Below are 18,439 nucleotides of genomic sequence, written 5' to 3' on the forward strand. Positions count from 1 at the left end.
AAAGGTAAAAATGTTAAGTATAAGTTAATATATGGTTAATATATTGATGTTGATAAGGCATGGGTGCAGGGGTGTAATAAACAGTGCAATACCGAGAGTTTTCTCGTGATAAAGAAACCGCCTGTGGCGCTCATGAATAAGGAAATTATTATGAAATCCAAGATTTTAGGACTTGCAATGGCTTGCAGCGTAGCGATCAGTGGCTATGTTCAGGCAGACGACATCGTTATCGGTACTAACGGTAAACCGGGGAACCCACGTGTAACCAGTGCACAAATGTTTGGAGACTTGCTGCATCAGGCGTCACGCGGCAAATACAACGTGAAAGTTGCCCACTCCGCCACACTCGGAGATGACCGCCAAATGCTGAAATCTGTTCGTCTGGGGACCATGCAAATCACGGTGAACTCGGATGGTCCTGTGGCTGAAATTGTGCCGGAGCTGAGTGCATTTGGTTTGCCTTACCTGTTCTCTAGCCTGCCTCAGGCCTGGGAAGTTCTGGACGGTCCTATCGGTGAGCGAATTGCCGAGAAGCTTGAGAAAAAAGGCTACATCGTACTGGCTTGGTGGGATAACGGTATTCGTAAAATCACCCACGTGAAAAAAGCCATCAAGCATCCCGACGACATTAAAGGCATGAAAATCCGTACGCCACAAAGTCAGGTAACGATTGATGCGTTTACTGCTTTAGGTGCCAACCCAGCACCACTGGCGTTCTCTGAATTACCTGCGGCTCTGCAATCTGGTGTATTTGAAGGGCAGGAAAACCCACTTGCGAATATCTACTCTTCTAAGCTTCATGAGCTGACGCCTTACATCGCTAAATCCAACCACAAATATGAAATGGCGCCGATTCTGGCTTCGAAAAAGTGGTGGGATAAGCTGAGCGCGGATGACAAAGCCATGATCCAGAACGCGATGAATGCCGCCACCTGGTACAACCGTGGTTCGTTCCTGATTGATGATGCAAGACTGGAACAAACACTTACGGCAGAAGGCGCTAAGCTAAATGAAGTAGATACTCAGGCTTTCAAAGATGCAACCAAAGGTGTGTACACCAAGTGGGAGCAGAAGATTGGCGATATTGTACCGCAAATTCAGAAAGCCGCTGCGGATGCTGAGGTTAGTAAGTGAAACAATCTGAAGTAAAGGCGCTGCTTACAGCGCCTCCTTGTTCGGGGTGGTTAAGCCCCGTTGTTCAAAAAGTGGATACTCTGATTCGATACTTGTGTGCGTTGACCTTGTGGGTGTCCTTTGTGGTGATGCTGGCTCCTACATTTTTCAACGCCGTACTGAGGTACGCCACAGACTCCAGCCTGAACTGGTCGGTAGAAATCATTCAACTGGTGTTTCCCTGGTTCATCATGGCGGGCGCAGTGCTGGCGGCGCAACATGGCAGACACATCGGCGTATCATTTATTTTGACCGTCTGTTCTCCCAGAGTCGCGAAGGTTATGACGCTTATCGTCCAACAGCTTATTTTGGTTGGGTGTATTACGGTCGGGTATGTCTATTTAGGCTTTGGTGAGTTTGAAGGAGGCATGGCATTTGCCGCTGGTGATGTCGCATTCACCTCGCTGGGTGTTGCTCAGTCCTGGAGTTACCTCGCTCTTTTGGTTGGTTATACATTGATAGGGCTGACTGCACTGACGACGTTTTATCGCATTCTTGTCGACAGTGATTTGAATTTCGAAAGTACGGATATTTCATAAGGAAGTGAATTATGTCTTCAACGGCTGCCATTGCGTTTGTTTGTCTGTTGTTACTTGCGACCCCCGTCGCACATGCGCTGCTTTTGGCAAGCGGGCTGACTATGATGCTCGACGAGCCTCTTTATTTGTTCGAAGCCATCCTAAATTTGTATCAACCGACGTCCAGTTTCCCAATGCTGGCGATCCCGTTTTTCATCTTGGCGGGCGATATCATGATGTCTGGTCGATTTGGTGAGTACCTGATCAAGTTTTCTAAAATGCTGGTGGGCGGCATGAAAGGCGGTCTGTCACAGGTGAGCGTACTTGGTTCACTGTTTTTTGGCGGCGTATCCGGAAGCGCAGTGGCAGATGCATCGGCTATGGGTAATGCGCTGATTCCTGTTCAGAAGAAACAAGGCTACCCACAAGGCTTCTCGGCAGCGGTCAACGCTTCTTCATCCACGATTTCAGTACTGATTCCACCATCCATTCCTTTGATTTTATATGGCTTAGTCACGGAAACGTCGATCCCTAAACTGTTTCTGGCGGGCATTGTACCCGGAGTGATGCTGACGGTTCTGATTTTCCTGATTTGTTTTGCTGTCGCTCAGGTAAGAAACCTCCCTCGTTCACCTCTGGAAGAGGATGGGCAGCGCATGACCATTGATGGCAAAGTCGTTCGCAATAAGAGTAACTGGGTGAAAGCGATTCCGGCGTTAATGATGCCAATTTTGGTGGTGATTCTGGCACGTGGTGGCGTGGTCACGCCAACGGAAATCAGTGTATTTGCCGTGGTGTATGCGTTAATCGTTGGTACATTAATCTACCGAGACCTAACGCTGGATGTGCTGCTGCGATGCGTGCTAACCACGGGTATGATGACCGGGGTAATTATGCTGGTCATTATGGGGTCGAGCGTCCTTCAGTGGATCATGTCTTTCGAAAGTGTGCCAGAGAATCTGGCTAATTGGATGCTCAGTACTCTGCAATCGCCCTGGGCGATCATTCTAGGCATGAACCTGCTCATGATTCTGATAGGTACGTTCCTTGATTTACCTGCCGCTGTCTTGCTGCTTGCGCCTATCTTTATGACAGTAGCCGCTAAAATCGGTCTGGAGCCCATACAGCTCGGAGTGATGATGGTGGTGAACCTGACGATTGGTTTATACACGCCACCGGTCGGGACCACGCTGTTTGTCTCTGTCGCCATAGAGCGGGTGCCGATGGGCAAAGTGGTTGTTCATCTGTTGCCATTCTATCTCGTCGCTTTACTCGTATTGGCGTTGGTCAGCTTTGTACCAGGGCTGACTTCTTGGGTTCTTTAAACATTCCACATCATGACGAGCACAGGTGGATTTGATACTATCAGCGCATAAATCAAATCAACCTGTGCCTGTTTTATGAGTAACGCTTCTTTCCTTCAAGAAATGCAAATTGATCAATGGCAGCTTCGCCATCCTGAAAGGCTGGAAGGTGTGAGCGTTGCCACTGTTGCGCTACCTGAGCAGTGCCGTTTACTCCTGCTTTCTCCTGTTCAGCCCAATCAAGAAGAAGTTGCGTTTCTTACCAAGGTGTTGGGCAGCTTTAGTCTCACCATTGATGACGCGTTTTTTCTTTCGCCAGAGCATCTGAATCGAGTCGAGTTAACTCACGTTGAATGGGTGTGGTTCTGTCAGTGTCCACCTTCTGAGCTTGAAGATGTGAAGGTATTGCACTCTCCGGCGCTGTCTTTGGTTGAATCGGAGACAGAACACAAACGGGCACTCTGGAAGCAAATCAAATCTTATGAATAAAACCCCAACCTTATGAATCAAAACATAGTGCCACTTCAAGCCGAGCATTTAGACTCGGTGTGGGCAATCGAACAAACTGCACATTCCCACCCATGGAAAGAGTCCATGATTCGCGACCTCAATTCGCGTGGTGCTTGTCACCACGCTCTGCTGGTTGACGGAGTTCTGGTGGGGTATTTTTACGCTCAACACGTCGTTGGGGAAGTGACATTACTGAATATCGCGGTTGCCCCAGAGCATCAGGGAAAGGGCTTTGGCAGAGTGTTACTGAACGCTTTTTTAGAACAATGCGAAGCGATGAAGGCAGAAAGCGCCTGGCTGGAAGTTCGGGAAAGTAATCAAGGCGCTTTCGCTTTGTACGAGTCTGAAGGCTTCAATGAAGTCGACAGACGCATCAATTACTACCCGACAGCAACAGGCAAAGAAGACGCCATCATCATGAGCTATCTGTTTTTGTCGTTTTAAGCGTTCTTTTTAGAAGGTTTAAGCTCTTTCTGGATGCGGTCTTTATATTGCGGATTTCGCATCCTCTCTTCCATCCCCTGTGCGTCTAACGGCTTATCAAAGAAATACCCCTGAAACTGCTCACAGCCCAATGAAGTCAGTGCTTTTAGTTCTTCTGGATCTTCCACACCTTCCGCTATGACTTCCAGTCCCAGACGCTCCGACATCAAAATGATGGAGTCCACAATTGCCGTATCATTCTGATTCAGATGCAGTTCCGTTACGAAAGATCGGTCGATTTTCAGTACATCCAGTGACAGCCTTTTCAGGTACTTCAGAGATGAATAACCCGTGCCGAAATCATCAATGGCGATCTTAAATCCACGCTGTTTCAGTTGTGCCATTTTGACTACACAGGTATCAATGTTCTTCAAAAGCATATTTTCGGTCAGCTCAAGCTCGATATCCTGTGGGGATATGCCCGAGCGTTCAACTGCACCTGTTACGTCTTCAACGAAGTTTGCCTGAGAAAACTGCAACGGGCTGATGTTTATCGCAAGCCGGTTGAAGCTCTCCGGTACAATATCGTTCTCTTTCCAGTGTGCCATTTGCAGGCAAGCCTGTTCCAGAATCCAGGCTCCCATAGGGATAATTTGCCCGGTTTCTTCCGCTATCGACATAAAGGTATCCGGCGGCACGATTCCCTGTTCCGGATGGTTCCAGCGAATGAGTGCTTCCGCGCCAACAAGCTCGCCGTTACGGTTTACCTGAGGCTGGTAGAAAAGTTCGAACTGATTCTGATTGAGTGCCTCGTGCAGGCCTTTTTCAATCGACAGAAAAGAGTCCACCAGCTTACGCATTTCTGGCTCGTAGACTTTGTAAGTATTACTGCCCGCGGATTTAGCGCGATACAGTGCGGTGTCAGCCTGACGAAGCAATTCCAGTGCGCTGGTGTCTGGATCTGGAAAGGTGGTGATCCCCACGCTGATACTGCAATACAGGTGGTGAGACTCCACCACATACGGAGAACTGGCGAGAGACAGTATGTCTTTGGCGTGCAGTTCTGCCTGCGTTAAGGTGACATTCGGCATCAAAATCGCAAATTCATCCCCACCGATTCTGGCAAACAGATGAATCGGGTCGAGCAGTTTCTGCATTCTCAGTGAAACAGCTTGAAGCAGTTGATCCCCAATGGCGTGACCAAGAGAGTCGTTAATGGTTTTGAACCTGTCGAGGTCAAGGTACAGCAACGCACCGGACTCACTGGTCCGATACGATTTATTCAGAGATTCATCCAGCCTGTCGAGTAGGTGCTTTCGGTTGGGTAAGCCAGTTAATCCGTCGTAATACGCCAGATTGTGAATTTGCACTTCTGCTTGTTTACGGCGAGAAATGTCACGGGCCTGAACCAGAAACATTTGAGCGTCGTTCATGGTCAGCTCAATAGCGGTGGCTTCTACAGGGAAGGTTTCCCCTTCTTTTTTTCTGTGGATGGCTTCGAATAGCGTGGGTTGGGTATCAGAAGTCTGTTTAACCTTGAAGTCCAGATAGTCGACCGAATAGCTCACACTGATGGTTACCGCAGGTGAGTTAAGCAGTTCTTCCCGGTCATAGCCCAGCAAAAAACAAGCGTTCAGATTAACGTGAGTGATTTTTCCTTCACGGTTTATTAGCAGAAGAGCATCACTGGAGTTGTCCATGATAGTACTGGCAAAGTGCTCGCTCTTCTCCAGTGCTTCAATATTTTCATTCAGCTGCGAAGTGACCAGCTCTCGTTCATTCCACATGATCTCGAAAGACTGCGCGAGCTGACCGAGTTCGTCGTTGCGAAGCGCCCCCGGGAGTTTTTGCTGAGCGCCCTGAAACTGTAAAGAACGCACCCAGTAAGTCAGGTCGGTCAGTGGTTTGGACAGTTTTTTGTAGAAGAAGACCATTAAGATGCTGGCTAGAATCACGTTACGTAGCAGGTCGAACATCAACAGAGATTTGGCGCGTTCAAGAAAACCACTGGCAGAGGCAATTCCGTTCACGGTAAAGCTAAGAATACCCACAGCCTGCTGAGTTCCGGGTTGGTGCAGCTCCATGGTATAAACTCGCTCCTGAGCGAACAACCACTCAGCCAGAGCAAGATTTAATTGGCTTTGTTTATGAAAGGTGCGGGATTCTTCCGCCAGAATGTCATTAAAGTCATCGGTGATGATGACGTGCCGAATGGCTTTGTCATCCATAATGCTGTCAGCAACCTGTCGAGCCAGCAAAGAGCTCACGTGATAGGCCGCTTGGCTGGCATTTTCGTAGTTTTGTTCCAGCTTTAAATTGTATTTGGCAACGATCTTTTCGCGCTCGCGGTGAAAGTCGAGCACGATTTGATAAAAGCTGAACAACAGCCCCAAAGCTACGGCAACCAGAAAAACGGTTTTTGTCTGGCGGGTGGCGAGTGACTTTCTAGACTGATGCTGCAAATCTTCTTCCTTGACGTTATTGGTGTTCTTATTTTTTGTTTTTATTGTATTGTGCGAGATCCTGATTAAATCTCGTCATAATAGATTCTGCATTTCGCGTCTTTTTTCCCAAACACATATGCAGTGTGATGGGTGGTCTTTCTTCAAACAATACGACTTTCAGCTTATTGCCGAGTTGAGCTTGTTTGGCAAAATACGTAATGCTCTCAGTACCGCTGTAAATCGCATCGAAGTTTCGCATCAAAAGCATATCCAGTGCCTGAGGAATGGAGTTGGCCTGAGCATGGGCAATACCATGATTATTTAGCTCGGTCTGAGTGTTCCATTTGTGGATCGCGATGAGTTTTAACCCGCGTAGATCTTCAATGCTTTTAGGTGGGGAAATATTAGAGTCGTTCTTGACGATGAGCCCGTTATTGATTTCATTGATGGGTTGCGAGAACAACATATACTTAGCTCTATAGTTGTTTTTTGTACAGCTCACTAAGCCATCGATTTTCCCATGCTCTACGCTCTTTAGTGCCCTGGACCAAGGGGGATTCAGTATGTGAGCGCGGGTGTTTTGCATGGCAAACACTTCTCTGACCAACTGGGCGTCAGTGCCGTTTATTTCACCGTGTTTGCTGACAACGGTATACGGCGGATAATGAATGGCAGCCAGAGAAAGTTCTTTGGAAATAACAGGTAATGAAAAAAACATCACGAAGAAAAAAACTCGCAACTGGTCCTTGAGCATGATGTCTTTCTTCCTGATTGTTATAGAAGCGTGAAGTTTAGATTTTAGAGTGTTTACAACATATGTGAATGATAAATATCACAAATACCCTAAATCTTTTACAAAATAGTACTCAGGAAGATCTTTGCCAAACCTATTATCTTAGTATGAAGTGCTCTTACTACTTTTCTCATTTATTAAAAAGCTCAAAAATAAGACTCTTCGTCGAACTTCAATTGCTCCTGACGTGTCTGCGCAATATTCGGGACTTTTCTGCCTGAACGGCAGGGTGATTACGAAAGCCCCAAAGCCTTTCTCTTGCCTGTCTGCCGGTCTGTTCAATATCAATCACGGGGAACGGATAATCTTTAGGGAGTGACACCCCATACATGAGTTCTTCCATTGGTGTAAGTATCCATGGGGTATGAATGAGTTCATTAGGGAGCGGGGCGAGTTCGGGAACCCATTGGCGAATAAAAGAGCCTTCCGGATCGTGTTCCTGAGATTGTTTTACCGGGTTGTAGATTCTTATGGTGTTCGTGCCCGTAATGCCAGCCTGCATCTGAAACTGGGGGTAATGAATCCCGGGTTCAAAATCTAGAAATAACCGGGCAAGGTGATGAACCCCTGTTTTCCAGTCGATATTCAGGTGATGGCAGAGGAAGCTGACCAGCATCGAACGCATTCGAAAATTGAGATAACCCGTCTGGGTCAGGCAACGCATGCAGGCATCTACCATTGGGTAACCCGTATTTCCTTGTTGCCACCGAAGCAGGTGATGTTCGGTTTCGCTGTCTTCTCGGTAGGGAAATAGTTCATACCCTCGGTTAACGGGGCGAAATTCCATCTGAGACTCGCTTTCAAATTTCTGAATGAAGTGGCAGTGCCAGTGAAAGCGAGAAGCCAAAGCGCTTAATGCCCGTCTCCACCCGGTGGTATTCCAGTGGGCAAGCAAATGCTGATAAGCCTGACGTAAGCTGAGATTGCCCCATGCAAGATAGGGTGAAAGGCGGGAACAGCTCTGTTGTGCGAGCTCAGGTTTGGAAATGTGTCGGTGATACTGCTTTCCCCGAGACTCGTAAAACGAATCCATCACTGCGTTTGCCGCACTTGGTCCACCAGCCTGCATATCATCCACTGGCTTTTTCCAGCTTTCAGGAATGTGAGCGCTTGTGGCGGTCAGTGTCACCGGAACCCAACGTTGATATTCGGGTGCGATAAGTGGCGCTCTCATCACTTTCTGCCAGTTTTTATCCCAGTCATCTCTGTGTGAGGCTGCGCGAATTACTCCAGCGTAGGGTGTTTCGTGCCATGGAATGGCGAGAGACTGACACCATTTCGCGACGTATCTGTCTCGTTCAAAAGTCCGACTTATTCCGACTTCTTCATGGGAATACAAACCTGCTATGGGGTGCTGTTTATGGATATTCCGAAAAACATCCAGTACGTTGCCGAACGCTACTTCGACTTTACCGTCATATTGAGCGAGCTGTTGGTTAATGTCTTTAATGCTCTGCCAGACAAATCGCCAGTGCCTTTCATCGTAATGCGGGTCGTTAAGCAAAATGGGTTCAAACACGTAAAGAAAACAGGTAGGCAACCCTGATTGAATGGCATCGGCTATCGGTGCGTGGTCGTTCAGGCGCAAATCTCTTTTGAACCAGACTAAATTGATGGCAGACATTTCTTCACCCCTCAGAAAACCGTTCTGTTTCTACGCAGCGATAAGCTAAGAAGATCATTGTGTTAGCGTTTGTATTGCGTGGGGCAATAGGCACGGGTGATATCAGGTGAACGCAGTTTTTGATGTTTGGTTTTCCTGCCGGAGACTCGCTTTCTCCACAAACGGAAAGAAGAGGCTTGGAGGTTTCGCCGCATAAACGCGATCAACTGTTTCTCATTGATGTCGTAGGTTTTAAAGATGACGTCGAAGGTGGTCCTGTCTTCCCATGCCATCTCGATGAGTCTGGAGGAGTCTGCCTCGTTTAATGCGTTGAGAGTATGGATTGGTTTCATTCGTTTCTCGGGGCTTAAAATCAAATTGGTTACGGTCAGCAAAGAAATTTCGATCACCGAGCCAATCCGCAGAGGGCGAAAATACGTAAATCAAATAAACAGTCACATTGGTTTAAAAGAATTATGTCGAATGCTGTGTATTGGTTTACTAACGACCTGAGAATAGAAGATAACCCCGCTCTGATTCGGGCTTTGCAGACGGAAAACACCTTACACTGTCTGTATTGCCTTGACCCCCGTTCCCTAAAACCAGGTAGGTACAGTACAAAACCCATCGGAGAGAAACGGCTGAGTTTCTTATTGCAATCTCTGGCTGAACTGGACGAAACACTCCGAGTTCATGGTCAACACCTGCATGTGTATCTGGAAAATCCGGACGATCTGTTTTGCCGCCTCTATCAGCAGTATTCGGTTCATCGGGTGCACCACAGTGTGAATGCGGGGCTATACGAAAAGGCATTTTTTAGCAGAGTCTCGCAGCGCCCTGATGTGGTTCTAAATGCATCGCACAGCCACACTCTGTTTGATCCCGAAACCTTGCCATTTGATTTGAACGACCTGCCGGAAACCTTTTCCAAATTTAGAAAACTGGTCGAGAAAGAGAAGCGACGGCTCGTCGCCCCAATGCTTCCCCCAGCTTCGTGGCCTGAGCCTTTGTGTGCCAACAGTTCGGAATGGAAAACTCAGTTGGAAACGAATACTGGCTCGGAAGCGTTCTCCGGAGGGTGTAAATCGGCACTGCGTCATTTGGATAGCTATTTTTCTACCGATAACGCAAGCCGCTACAAAGAGACTCGTAATGCTCTGGACGACTGGTCTTCGTCTACAAAGTTTTCCCCATGGCTTGCCAATGGATCACTATCCCCTAATCGTGTGCTGTGGTTACTCAAGCAATATGAATCGACCAGCGGAGCAAACGATTCGACCTACTGGATAGAGTTTGAACTTCTGTGGCGAGAATACTTCCAGTGGTATGCCCACAAACATGGTGCTCATCTTTTCCGCTTTGAGGGCATTCGTGGTCAAAAGCCTTTGACCACGTTTTACCCCAGCCGATTTAAGCAATGGTGTCAGGGAGAAACACCTTACCCGATAGTGAATGCCTGCATGAAGCAACTTAACGACACTGGCTATATGTCCAACCGCGGTCGTCAGTTGGTTGCCAGTTGTCTGGTACATGAGTTGCAACTGGACTGGCGCTATGGCGCTGCTTATTTTGAACAACAATTAGTGGATTACGATGTGGCTTCAAACTGGGGGAACTGGCAATACTTGGCGGGGGTAGGAGCGGACCCTCGTGGTAACCGACAATTCAATCTGGAAAAACAGACTTTAATGTACGATCCAAACCGAGAATTCATTCATCGCTGGAATGGAGAGGCAGGCACAGAGCTGAGTGGAGAATCGGTAGATTATGTCGACTGGCCGATCGTGCCTTCTGTGAATTCATGATATGACTCATAAGAAACCGTATCTGGCAGAAAAAATCTGCCTGACATGCCAGCGACCCTTTACATGGCGAAAAAAGTGGGAGAAAAACTGGGATGAAGTGAAGTATTGTTCCCATCGGTGCAGGCGACAAAAAAATCGATAACAGTTCATACCAGTTAGTGTCCTGCATGGGTGATTTAATTCAGAATAAGTGAGACAAGACCGTACAAGGGCTAACGTTATTTCTCGGTGACTGGCTGTCTAAAAACAAAATCAATAAAAATGAGATTTATTATCATTTGATGTAGAAAGTCCCTTCCGCGACAACAGGAAGGAAAATTTCATGGACAAAGTCCTCAGCCGAACGCTTATATCTTCTGCGATATTAGGTTCTTCCCTTGCCCTGACCGGATGTGGTTCAGGCTCCGACAATTCCGACAATTCCGTCGATTCAACTACCGGACCAAAACAGTCGGTTGCCGGTGTGGTTTCTGACCCAGCAATTGCCAATGCAAAAGTGACCCTGTTTAATCAGTCGGGTGTTGCACTGGCAACAGCGACGACGAATCAGGTTGGTCGTTTTGCTCTGGAATTCGATGGTTCTCTTAACCCAAATGAACTGTACCTTTCTGCTACAGAAGGTAAAGACACACAAACCGGGTTGTCGTTCAAAGGGATTAAATTATCAGCACCTATCAAGGCATTTGCTGATAATTCCAAGCTGGTGGTTTCTCCATTAACAACACTTCTTGGCAGCACGCTCGAAGCTGGTGAACTCCAAAGTCTAATAAACAAGCTAGGTAACGCAGAACTGCTACTGGATCCGGCAAGTAAATCCGAGCTGCAGAAACTCGCATTCAAAATCACATTACTTCTGAAATCCGGAGTGCCGTATTCACAAATTGTGGCGGGTCTGGATGAAGTTTCTGGTCTGTCACTGTCTGATCTGGATGTGATTTTAAAAGACAGGGAAGCAACTAAACACAAGTTGGAAAGCGTATATCAAGGCATTGAGACCGCAAACAGCGAACTTGTGACGACTTTCATTAAAGCCAACATTCGCTCTACGATTTTAGATATTGCAAATATCACGATTGACCCAGCTTCTCCACTGCCAGAAGTTGTAGAAAGAAATATTACCGCACTTGTTGAACACTTCTTATCTCTTGCTGTAGCAAATAGCAGAGTCACACTTCAGCCAGAAGAAATATTGGCTTCTATAAAGTTCGGTATAGATCCTAGTGAAAAGCGTTTGACGTTATCGAGTTTGAGTAAAGAAACGTTTGATGTGACGAAGTTTCCATTTATATCTCTGGATACAGACACCACTGCAAACAACAACTTGAGCCTGATGTATTACACGGTGCCTAATTCAGTCACCAACAACAAACAGCTTATCGTTCATAACACCGACAATAATACGCAAAGTGTTGTGAAAACCAATGTGATAACGGGTAACCGCGCATTTATCTTCAACGGCGAGCGACAAGGCGGAAAAACAGTCTTCCATTCTCGCGCTTATGGCATCGTTCTTGATCCTGATACTCATCAGGAAACCCGCACCGCAAAAGACTATATGGGGAAAGATTACGAGTACCAATTCTCGTTTGATAACGCACTTTTGTCTTATGACGTTAATAGACCTTCTCAAGACTGGACCATTTTCGACTCAAGCATGATTCCTGCTGCGATAACAGACCGCGTAAATGTGGTCGGAAAGTCCTTCCGTGTGGTGGATAATCTGAATGATAAGTTTAACTCTTATGTTCAGGTAACGGCATTTGAATCTTTGGCGGATCCACTTCGTGGTGAGTTGTCTAAGGACAAGTTACATGCCGAACTGACGGTCAGATTGTCTGATGGTAAGGCAACGACAGGTCGCCCGCTGACCATTCTGACTAACGACCAAGGTAAGACAGACAAAGTACTGGTAAGCCATGAAGCTCCGCATACCGCATCTACCTATCCTTCAGGTCATGACGATAGACGTTACCTAAAAATGTGCGATACGCATTTGGAGAACTGTCGTCCAATAGCTGATGGTGATTTTTACCACACGGCCACCAATAACACACACGTATACTTTACTAAGCATGGCAGCAACAAGTTCTATGCTTTAGACAAGGTCACTGAAACCTTTACCGAAGTTACAGGTGCAACTTACCCAGCTGAGTTTGATTCTGAGCACCATCTCATCAGTTCAGATGGTCACGGCGCTGGTGTAATCCTAAATAACTTTACTGCTTTGTCAGGTATTACAACTCGTCTTCAGCAGGGAGATAATGCGTTTGCTGCGATCAACTACGATCTAGACATCGACACACCGATCGACACCATTTTCAAAGGTACGCCATATGCGATGGCGCTCAATATGCACAAGAATGGTCAGGTAGTGAAGTTTACTGGTACTGAGGCGGTAAAACTATTTGATACCGGTGATGGTATTGATCAAGGGAACAACTCATACGGTGAAGCCATTGGTGGACATATCAACCTGATTACCGCCGAGCATGGTCGTGTATACCTTGAAATTGCAAGTTACGACGGTATTCCGGGTGGTGGTTCCTGTACGCCAGATCGTGGATTTGGTTGTTTCAACCTAGATTACGGCTACGTATTCGATTCATCGAATGGCAGTAAAGCGATGGATGGTCTTCTCGCCAGTAAGCGAAATATTAAATACTTTGTTGCACGCCGTTTACCTCCTTTCAGCATCAATGGCGTACTTTACGTCAACATCCTGAAACAGCCAGGCGGATGGGGTGTTGGCCATCAATACACCTTATACGGCTTCAATACAGAAACTCAGAAAAAAGTGTCTGAAACGGTTGGCCGAAGCTACTTTACCTTGTCTGCTCGCTACGACGACGGACGCATAGAAGGGCAAGTTCTGGCTTGGGACGCTGTAACTGGTGAGCTTAAAAACCTGACAACCGATACTGTCATTGACACCAATATTGCTGAACATGCTCCGGGAGCGCCTGTCCAGTCAGTACTTGGTGCCGGATCTGGTTTACCTATTGCCGGGCTGGGAACAGCCTTCGGATTACGAGTAGATCCTGGTCGACACCAGTGGTTTATGGTGGCGGGGCAGGCAGACAATCCTGGCAGTGTAGACACCATCGACCAACTCCCATTTGCATCCTGGCTGTACTACTAAGTCACTAACCCTAATTATCTAGCCTCCCTCGGGAGGCTTTTCTCTTGGATTGAATAAATGAAGTATGTAATTCCACTTTTTTTATTGTCTGTGCCTCCTACTGTTCTGGCGAACAGCGACGAGCCTGTCGAGAAGGTAACCGTTGTGGGAACCGCAGTTCCAAACGATGATGCGTGGACCAAAAACACAGAAGTGTTTGAGCAAAGTTTTTCTTCTGAGTACATCGGCAGACAAGAGTTGGATGAGAAATCCGCTGGTGATATTAAGGATGCACTGCGCAGCGTGTCTAATGTTCGGGTAACCGATCAGGGGGCATTTTCCAAACAGGTCAGCATCCGCGGATTATCCGGAGAGCGGGTCCTTTATGTGGTTGATGGGGTGAAAATCTCGAATCAGGGTATGACGCACAATGGGGGTGGAGAAGGAAACCTGAACGACATTAACACCGTGGAGTCCATTGAAGTCATCAAAGGTAGCCCGGCTGTCATTTATGATCCGGGTGCTTCCGGGGGTATTGTTAACATCAATACTTTGCAGGACAACACTGAAGATCATCTTAAGGGACAGCTTAAGTTTGGTTATGACGAGGGGTACAACAAAACATCGCAACATGCGGGTGTTTCAACGGCATACAACGGTTTTGGGTTGCGATTGTCTGGTAGCAAAAACGTCGCCAAAGGTTACAAAGTTGCTGACAAAGGCAAGCTAGATAAAACGTTAGAAGACAGTAATCTGATTCAGGAGAGGGAAGGGGATAACCAGATTCTCGATCTTGGATACAAAGACAAAGCCGCAGCGTTGAATGTATTTTACGATGGCGGACAGCTTGGTCGTGTAGATGCTTCTTATGCCAACTATCAGGGTGAAGACATTAATTTCACTCATGGCTCTAGCGCTAGTGTATTAAGAACGGATGAACTAAAACGCGACAGCATCAGTGTGACCTATCGGCTGCCTCAACTTTATCGCTTTGAAAACCTGATTGTTTCGTACAACCGAAGTGAAATCAATTCGGTGACCAATACGGTGGAAAACACCTTAACGAGCGACACTTTTGGTCTTCGTGCCGAGCTTAACTGGCTGGGGGGAGACCATATCTTTGGCGGAGAGCTGATCAAAGATACGGCAGACAATAAAGTCAGTGCCTCGCAGGATTATTACGCGGCATTCTGGTCGTCAAACTGGTACTTCGGTGACCTGACCGTTACGCCGGGTATCCGTTTCAATCACTGGAAAATCAATAAGACTTTTCGAAAAGGTGAAAACAAAGAACTTCGCTGTCAGTTAGAAGGGTTACTTGGATGTTTGCCAGAGCAGACAGACTCAACACCAACCTATTCGTTGGGTGCGGTTTACTCGCTCACACCCAATCAGAATGTGACGGTTAACTACGCGAAAACTCATCGCCAACCGAGTGTTTACGAACGCGTTGCGTTTGATCACTTCAGAGGGTGTTTCGATAACTGTGAAGCAGAAAGTGCTGATAACTATGAACTGGCGTGGAAATATCTGAGCGACAACTTATTTGTGTCTGCAGCGATCTTCCAGAATGATTTCTCATCTTTTATCAATACAAAAGAAAAAAGAGCAATTAAGAATCAGGCAGCTTTAGAACTGTGTATCCAGCTAGGTAAATGTGACCCGTTAACGGGGGACTTTAACAATCAGGAGCGCGACTTTTTCGAAACACACATCGAGTTCTACAACGCCAAAAATGTCACTAACAAAGGAGCTGAGTTATTAGCGCATCACAAGCTGTCTCGTCAGTTCGAAATTCTGGGTAACCTGTCTTACAACGAGATGTCTTCTGAAGATCCTTTTGTCGGGCACCAATCCAGGCCTTGGGAGTTAATGACCGAAGCTACCTATCGGTTTGATAATCCCGATTTTCGCCCCTGGATCAAACTTAATGCCAGATGGGTGACAGACAAACCAGAGGTTAAGCAAGTGGATGGTTTCGATGCATTTGATCTCTACAACCTGTACTTTGGTTTCAGCTATAAAGCGGCAAAACTGAATGCGGGTGTTCGTAACCTGACCAACAAGGTTTACCATGAACCTTATGGTGCTCTTGATGGTTTAGGTCGTTCATATTTCGCTAACCTGACTTTGTCTTACTAGCATAACTCTCCTCGCACCCAGTCCTTCTGGGTGCGAATAATAGTCCTCTCAGTTCATATGTAAATTTCGCATAACATACTGAATATAAAAGATATAACTCTTCTGTCTTAATATGAAATCGAAATTCCAATAATGAAATTGATTCTCATTAACATCTAAGTGGATTCACGTAAATTAAGGTGGATTTTTTAGTTGCTTGAGGATAGAAGCATGACTTTCAGATACTGGCCACAGTTCAAATCGACCTCGATTGCTCTGGCTGTCAGTACCGCACTGGTGGGATGTGGGGGCGGTGACTCGTCTTCTTCAGCGGTACCCGATACCCCGGTTACGCCACCGACATCAACCAAACAACCAGTAAACGTGCCACCAACACTTGCGATTTCGGCACCCGAACGCCAAAGCGAAGGTTCGATCGTCAGTATCCGTGTTGAAGCCAAGGATGCGGAAGATGACAAACTGGACATTCGCTGGGGACAAAAAAGTGGTCCTGCTGTGCCACTTACTAAAGTCAATGACACACTGAACTTTGAAGCGCCGGATGTGCAGCAAGAAGAAACGCTTGTTTTTGAAGTCAGTGTCAATGACGGACATAACTCGGCAGTGAAGCAGGAAGTGGCCGTTACTGTTTACCCATTTGGTGCGAAACCAACGGTTGTGGTTTCTCAGAATGGGGAAGTTGATGGTGGGCACAACTTTGAACTGGTTGGGTCGGCGACCGATGATGGTGAAGTCGTATCTCTGGCATGGGAGCAGGTGATTGTCGGTGAAGAACCAACGGTTGAGCTGATCGTTGGTGAGACTGGTAAAGCGACCTTTGCGACACCAAATATCGGGCACAATCCGCCAGTGGAACTGACGTTCAAGTTATCTGCGACGGATAATGAAGGTTTTGTGTCTACAGAGACACAGCTTGTCACTGTGCGCCCGCTACCTCCAGAAGTAGCAGCATCTGCACTGGGTAATCACCCTGGTGGTGTTGAGATTGCGATGCCGCTTGTTGTGACCAGTTATGCAGATCCTGCAACACTGACTTACAAATGGGAGCAGGTCGGTGTGGGACCAGCGGTGTGGTTGAAAGACACCGAAACCCCACAAGCAACAGCCGTTGTTCCTTACTCAAACACGATTGCAGATATCGCCATTCGAGCAACAGCAACGGATGCGTTCGGTCGCAGTGCTTCGGCGGAGTTTACCCTGACAGTAGAGCCGACCGATCGCCCAGCGCCTGAAGGTGACTTAATACTGAACGATACCGGGGCTAATCTGTGTGCAAACGATGCTTCAGACATCATTGTTGCACCTATTCCGGGCGGCGGTCCTGTTGAATTTAAAGACAATAACCGTGTTGACTGCACCTTGCTGACAGATGACGAAGGCTTATCCATTCCTGCAAATCAGGATGGTCACTTCGGTCGTGACGTGCTTGCAAAAGAAGGCAGGCTGGCAAAAGTTGGCAGTGGTCGAGCAGGGTTTGATTTCTCTAAGCTGGACAACGAAGGGAATGCTCTACCGGTATCCGCAACAGAATGGGATTGTGTGAAAGATAACCACACTGGACTTATCTGGCAGGTCAAGAGCGACAAAACCGGTTTGCATGACAACACCAATACCTACACTTGGTATAACCCGGATCCAACGCGAAATGGCGGTAACGAAGGGCTTCAGAATGGCGGTTACTGTTCAGGTTCTGACTGCGATACTAAGGCTTACGTTGAAGCAACAAATGCCGCTGGTTACTGCGGCATTAACACCTGGTCATTACCCACCTTCTATCAGTTAATTTCTATTGTGGATTTTGGTGCTGAAAAGAATACCGCAATGATTGATACGGATTTCTTCCCAGATACCAAAGATGGGACCTACTGGACTTCTCAGGCAACTCGTGGCCAGTACCAATACCCTTCGTACGTTGGGAATATTGTCAAAGTTTTCCATTTCTATGAAGGTCTGCCAAACCAGTTCAAAGATGATCGTAACTACATCCGTTTAGTTGCGCAGCCAGAGCAGAATGCAGGAGGAGCACAGTAATGAACCTGAAATGGATTGCGCCAGTGGCGTTAATGATTTCTGCGGCTGCAGGCGCGTGTGAATACCAGGAGAACCTGGAAGCTACCGCAACGGCTAACCGATTCACTCTGGGTGCTGATGGCACTGCCGTTGATAACATGACCAACTTGATGTGGACGCGTTGCACTCTGGGCAAAGAGTGGGACAACACGACTTCTGACTGTGTCAAAGTGGGTGATGTTCACCATAAGTGGTTTGAAGCACTAGAGAGCGCAGAAGCCTCGACTTATGCTGGTTATTCTGACTGGCGATTACCTAACATTAAAGAGTTGGTTTCTATTGTAGAGGTCGGCTGTTCTCGCCCAGCGGTGAATACAACGGTATTCCCAAGTATTCATGAAAAAGCGAAGCTTTGGAGCTCTACACCCGCTCAATATTATCAGAGTCTCATTTGGCAAGTTGACAATATTGGAGATATTGGAGCGGTCAATCGAAACAACGGGCCCGGTAGCCGAGTCTTGTTCGTTCGGGAAGTAGTACCAGTACAATAATCAGAGTCAAAAAGAAACCCTCGCAGCAATGCGAGGGTTTTTTAT

At 47.1% G+C, this 18,439-nt stretch carries 15 protein-coding genes; 11 read left to right on the forward strand and 4 right to left on the reverse strand.

Going from position 1 to position 18,439, the window contains the following annotated elements:
* The first annotated feature begins 150 nt into the window (after positions 1–150).
* The 5 genes from INR79_RS03635 (at position 151) to rimI (ending at position 3,949) form a co-directional block, all read left to right on the forward strand.
* Complete coding sequence (locus tag INR79_RS03635) at positions 151–1,134, forward strand: TRAP transporter substrate-binding protein (protein ID WP_004407173.1); 984 nt, start codon at positions 151–153, stop codon at positions 1,132–1,134.
* Positions 1,131–1,712 carry a TRAP transporter small permease gene (locus INR79_RS03640; protein ID WP_223096033.1) on the forward strand — a complete coding sequence of 194 codons (582 nt, stop codon included), beginning with the start codon at positions 1,131–1,133 and terminating at the stop codon, positions 1,710–1,712. Before INR79_RS03635 ends, INR79_RS03640 begins: the two co-directional genes overlap by 4 nt.
* An 11-nt stretch (positions 1,713–1,723) precedes the next feature.
* Positions 1,724–3,016 carry a TRAP transporter large permease gene (locus INR79_RS03645; RefSeq protein WP_223096035.1) on the forward strand — a complete coding sequence of 431 codons (1,293 nt, stop codon included), beginning with the start codon at positions 1,724–1,726 and terminating at the stop codon, positions 3,014–3,016.
* A 75-nt stretch (positions 3,017–3,091) separates the two neighbouring features.
* Positions 3,092–3,484: a DNA polymerase III subunit psi gene (locus INR79_RS03650; RefSeq protein WP_200766048.1), complete on the forward strand. Its 393-nt coding sequence runs from the start codon at positions 3,092–3,094 to the stop codon at positions 3,482–3,484.
* Positions 3,485–3,496: 12 nt separating this feature from the next.
* Positions 3,497–3,949 carry a ribosomal protein S18-alanine N-acetyltransferase gene (gene rimI / locus INR79_RS03655; RefSeq protein WP_223096037.1) on the forward strand — a complete coding sequence of 151 codons (453 nt, stop codon included), beginning with the start codon at positions 3,497–3,499 and terminating at the stop codon, positions 3,947–3,949.
* Here the strand turns inward: rimI and INR79_RS03660 are convergent.
* The 4 genes from INR79_RS03660 to INR79_RS03675 all read right to left on the reverse strand — a co-directional run bounded on the left by INR79_RS03660 (position 3,946) and on the right by INR79_RS03675 (position 9,121).
* Complete coding sequence (locus tag INR79_RS03660) at positions 3,946–6,390, reverse strand: putative bifunctional diguanylate cyclase/phosphodiesterase (protein WP_223096039.1); 2,445 nt, start codon at positions 6,388–6,390, stop codon at positions 3,946–3,948. The two genes, rimI and INR79_RS03660, sit on opposite strands and share 4 nt — an antisense overlap.
* A gap of 28 nt (positions 6,391–6,418) precedes the next feature.
* The gene (locus tag INR79_RS03665; RefSeq protein ID WP_223096041.1) at positions 6,419–7,126 is read right to left on the reverse strand and encodes a substrate-binding periplasmic protein; all 708 of its coding nucleotides are present in this window, start codon (positions 7,124–7,126) and stop codon (positions 6,419–6,421) included.
* Positions 7,127–7,337: 211 nt separating this feature from the next.
* Positions 7,338–8,789: a cryptochrome/deoxyribodipyrimidine photo-lyase family protein gene (locus INR79_RS03670; protein ID WP_223096043.1), complete on the reverse strand. Its 1,452-nt coding sequence runs from the start codon at positions 8,787–8,789 to the stop codon at positions 7,338–7,340.
* 62 nt (positions 8,790–8,851) lie between these two features.
* Complete coding sequence (locus INR79_RS03675) at positions 8,852–9,121, reverse strand: TIGR03643 family protein (protein ID WP_223096045.1); 270 nt, start codon at positions 9,119–9,121, stop codon at positions 8,852–8,854.
* Positions 9,122–9,244: 123 nt separating this feature from the next.
* On the opposite strand from INR79_RS03675, the gene INR79_RS03680 reads away from it, so the two are divergent.
* The 6 genes from INR79_RS03680 to INR79_RS03705 all read left to right on the forward strand — a co-directional run bounded on the left by INR79_RS03680 (position 9,245) and on the right by INR79_RS03705 (position 18,394).
* Positions 9,245–10,573 carry a DASH family cryptochrome gene (locus tag INR79_RS03680; RefSeq protein ID WP_223096047.1) on the forward strand — a complete coding sequence of 443 codons (1,329 nt, stop codon included), beginning with the start codon at positions 9,245–9,247 and terminating at the stop codon, positions 10,571–10,573.
* A gap of 1 nt (position 10,574) precedes the next feature.
* Positions 10,575–10,715, forward strand: a complete 141-nt coding sequence (locus tag INR79_RS03685) for a DUF2256 domain-containing protein (protein ID WP_004407152.1) — start codon at positions 10,575–10,577, stop codon at positions 10,713–10,715.
* Positions 10,716–10,895: 180 nt separating this feature from the next.
* On the forward strand, positions 10,896–13,712 hold the full coding sequence (locus INR79_RS03690) for a carboxypeptidase-like regulatory domain-containing protein (protein ID WP_223096049.1): 2,817 nt from the start codon (positions 10,896–10,898) through the stop codon (positions 13,710–13,712).
* A gap of 57 nt (positions 13,713–13,769) precedes the next feature.
* Positions 13,770–15,833 carry a TonB-dependent receptor gene (locus INR79_RS03695; protein WP_223096051.1) on the forward strand — a complete coding sequence of 688 codons (2,064 nt, stop codon included), beginning with the start codon at positions 13,770–13,772 and terminating at the stop codon, positions 15,831–15,833.
* Positions 15,834–16,043: 210 nt separating this feature from the next.
* Positions 16,044–17,864, forward strand: coding sequence for a DUF1566 domain-containing protein (locus INR79_RS03700; RefSeq protein WP_223096052.1), 1,821 nt, complete (start codon positions 16,044–16,046; stop codon positions 17,862–17,864).
* On the forward strand, positions 17,864–18,394 hold the full coding sequence (locus INR79_RS03705) for a DUF1566 domain-containing protein (RefSeq protein ID WP_022607838.1): 531 nt from the start codon (positions 17,864–17,866) through the stop codon (positions 18,392–18,394). The genes INR79_RS03700 and INR79_RS03705 overlap by 1 nt, the downstream gene beginning before the upstream one ends.
* Positions 18,395–18,439 lie beyond the last annotated feature (45 nt).

This window comes from Vibrio sp. SCSIO 43132, assembly GCF_019904195.1.
GTDB classification, from domain to species: Bacteria; Pseudomonadota; Gammaproteobacteria; order Enterobacterales; family Vibrionaceae; genus Vibrio; species Vibrio nigripulchritudo.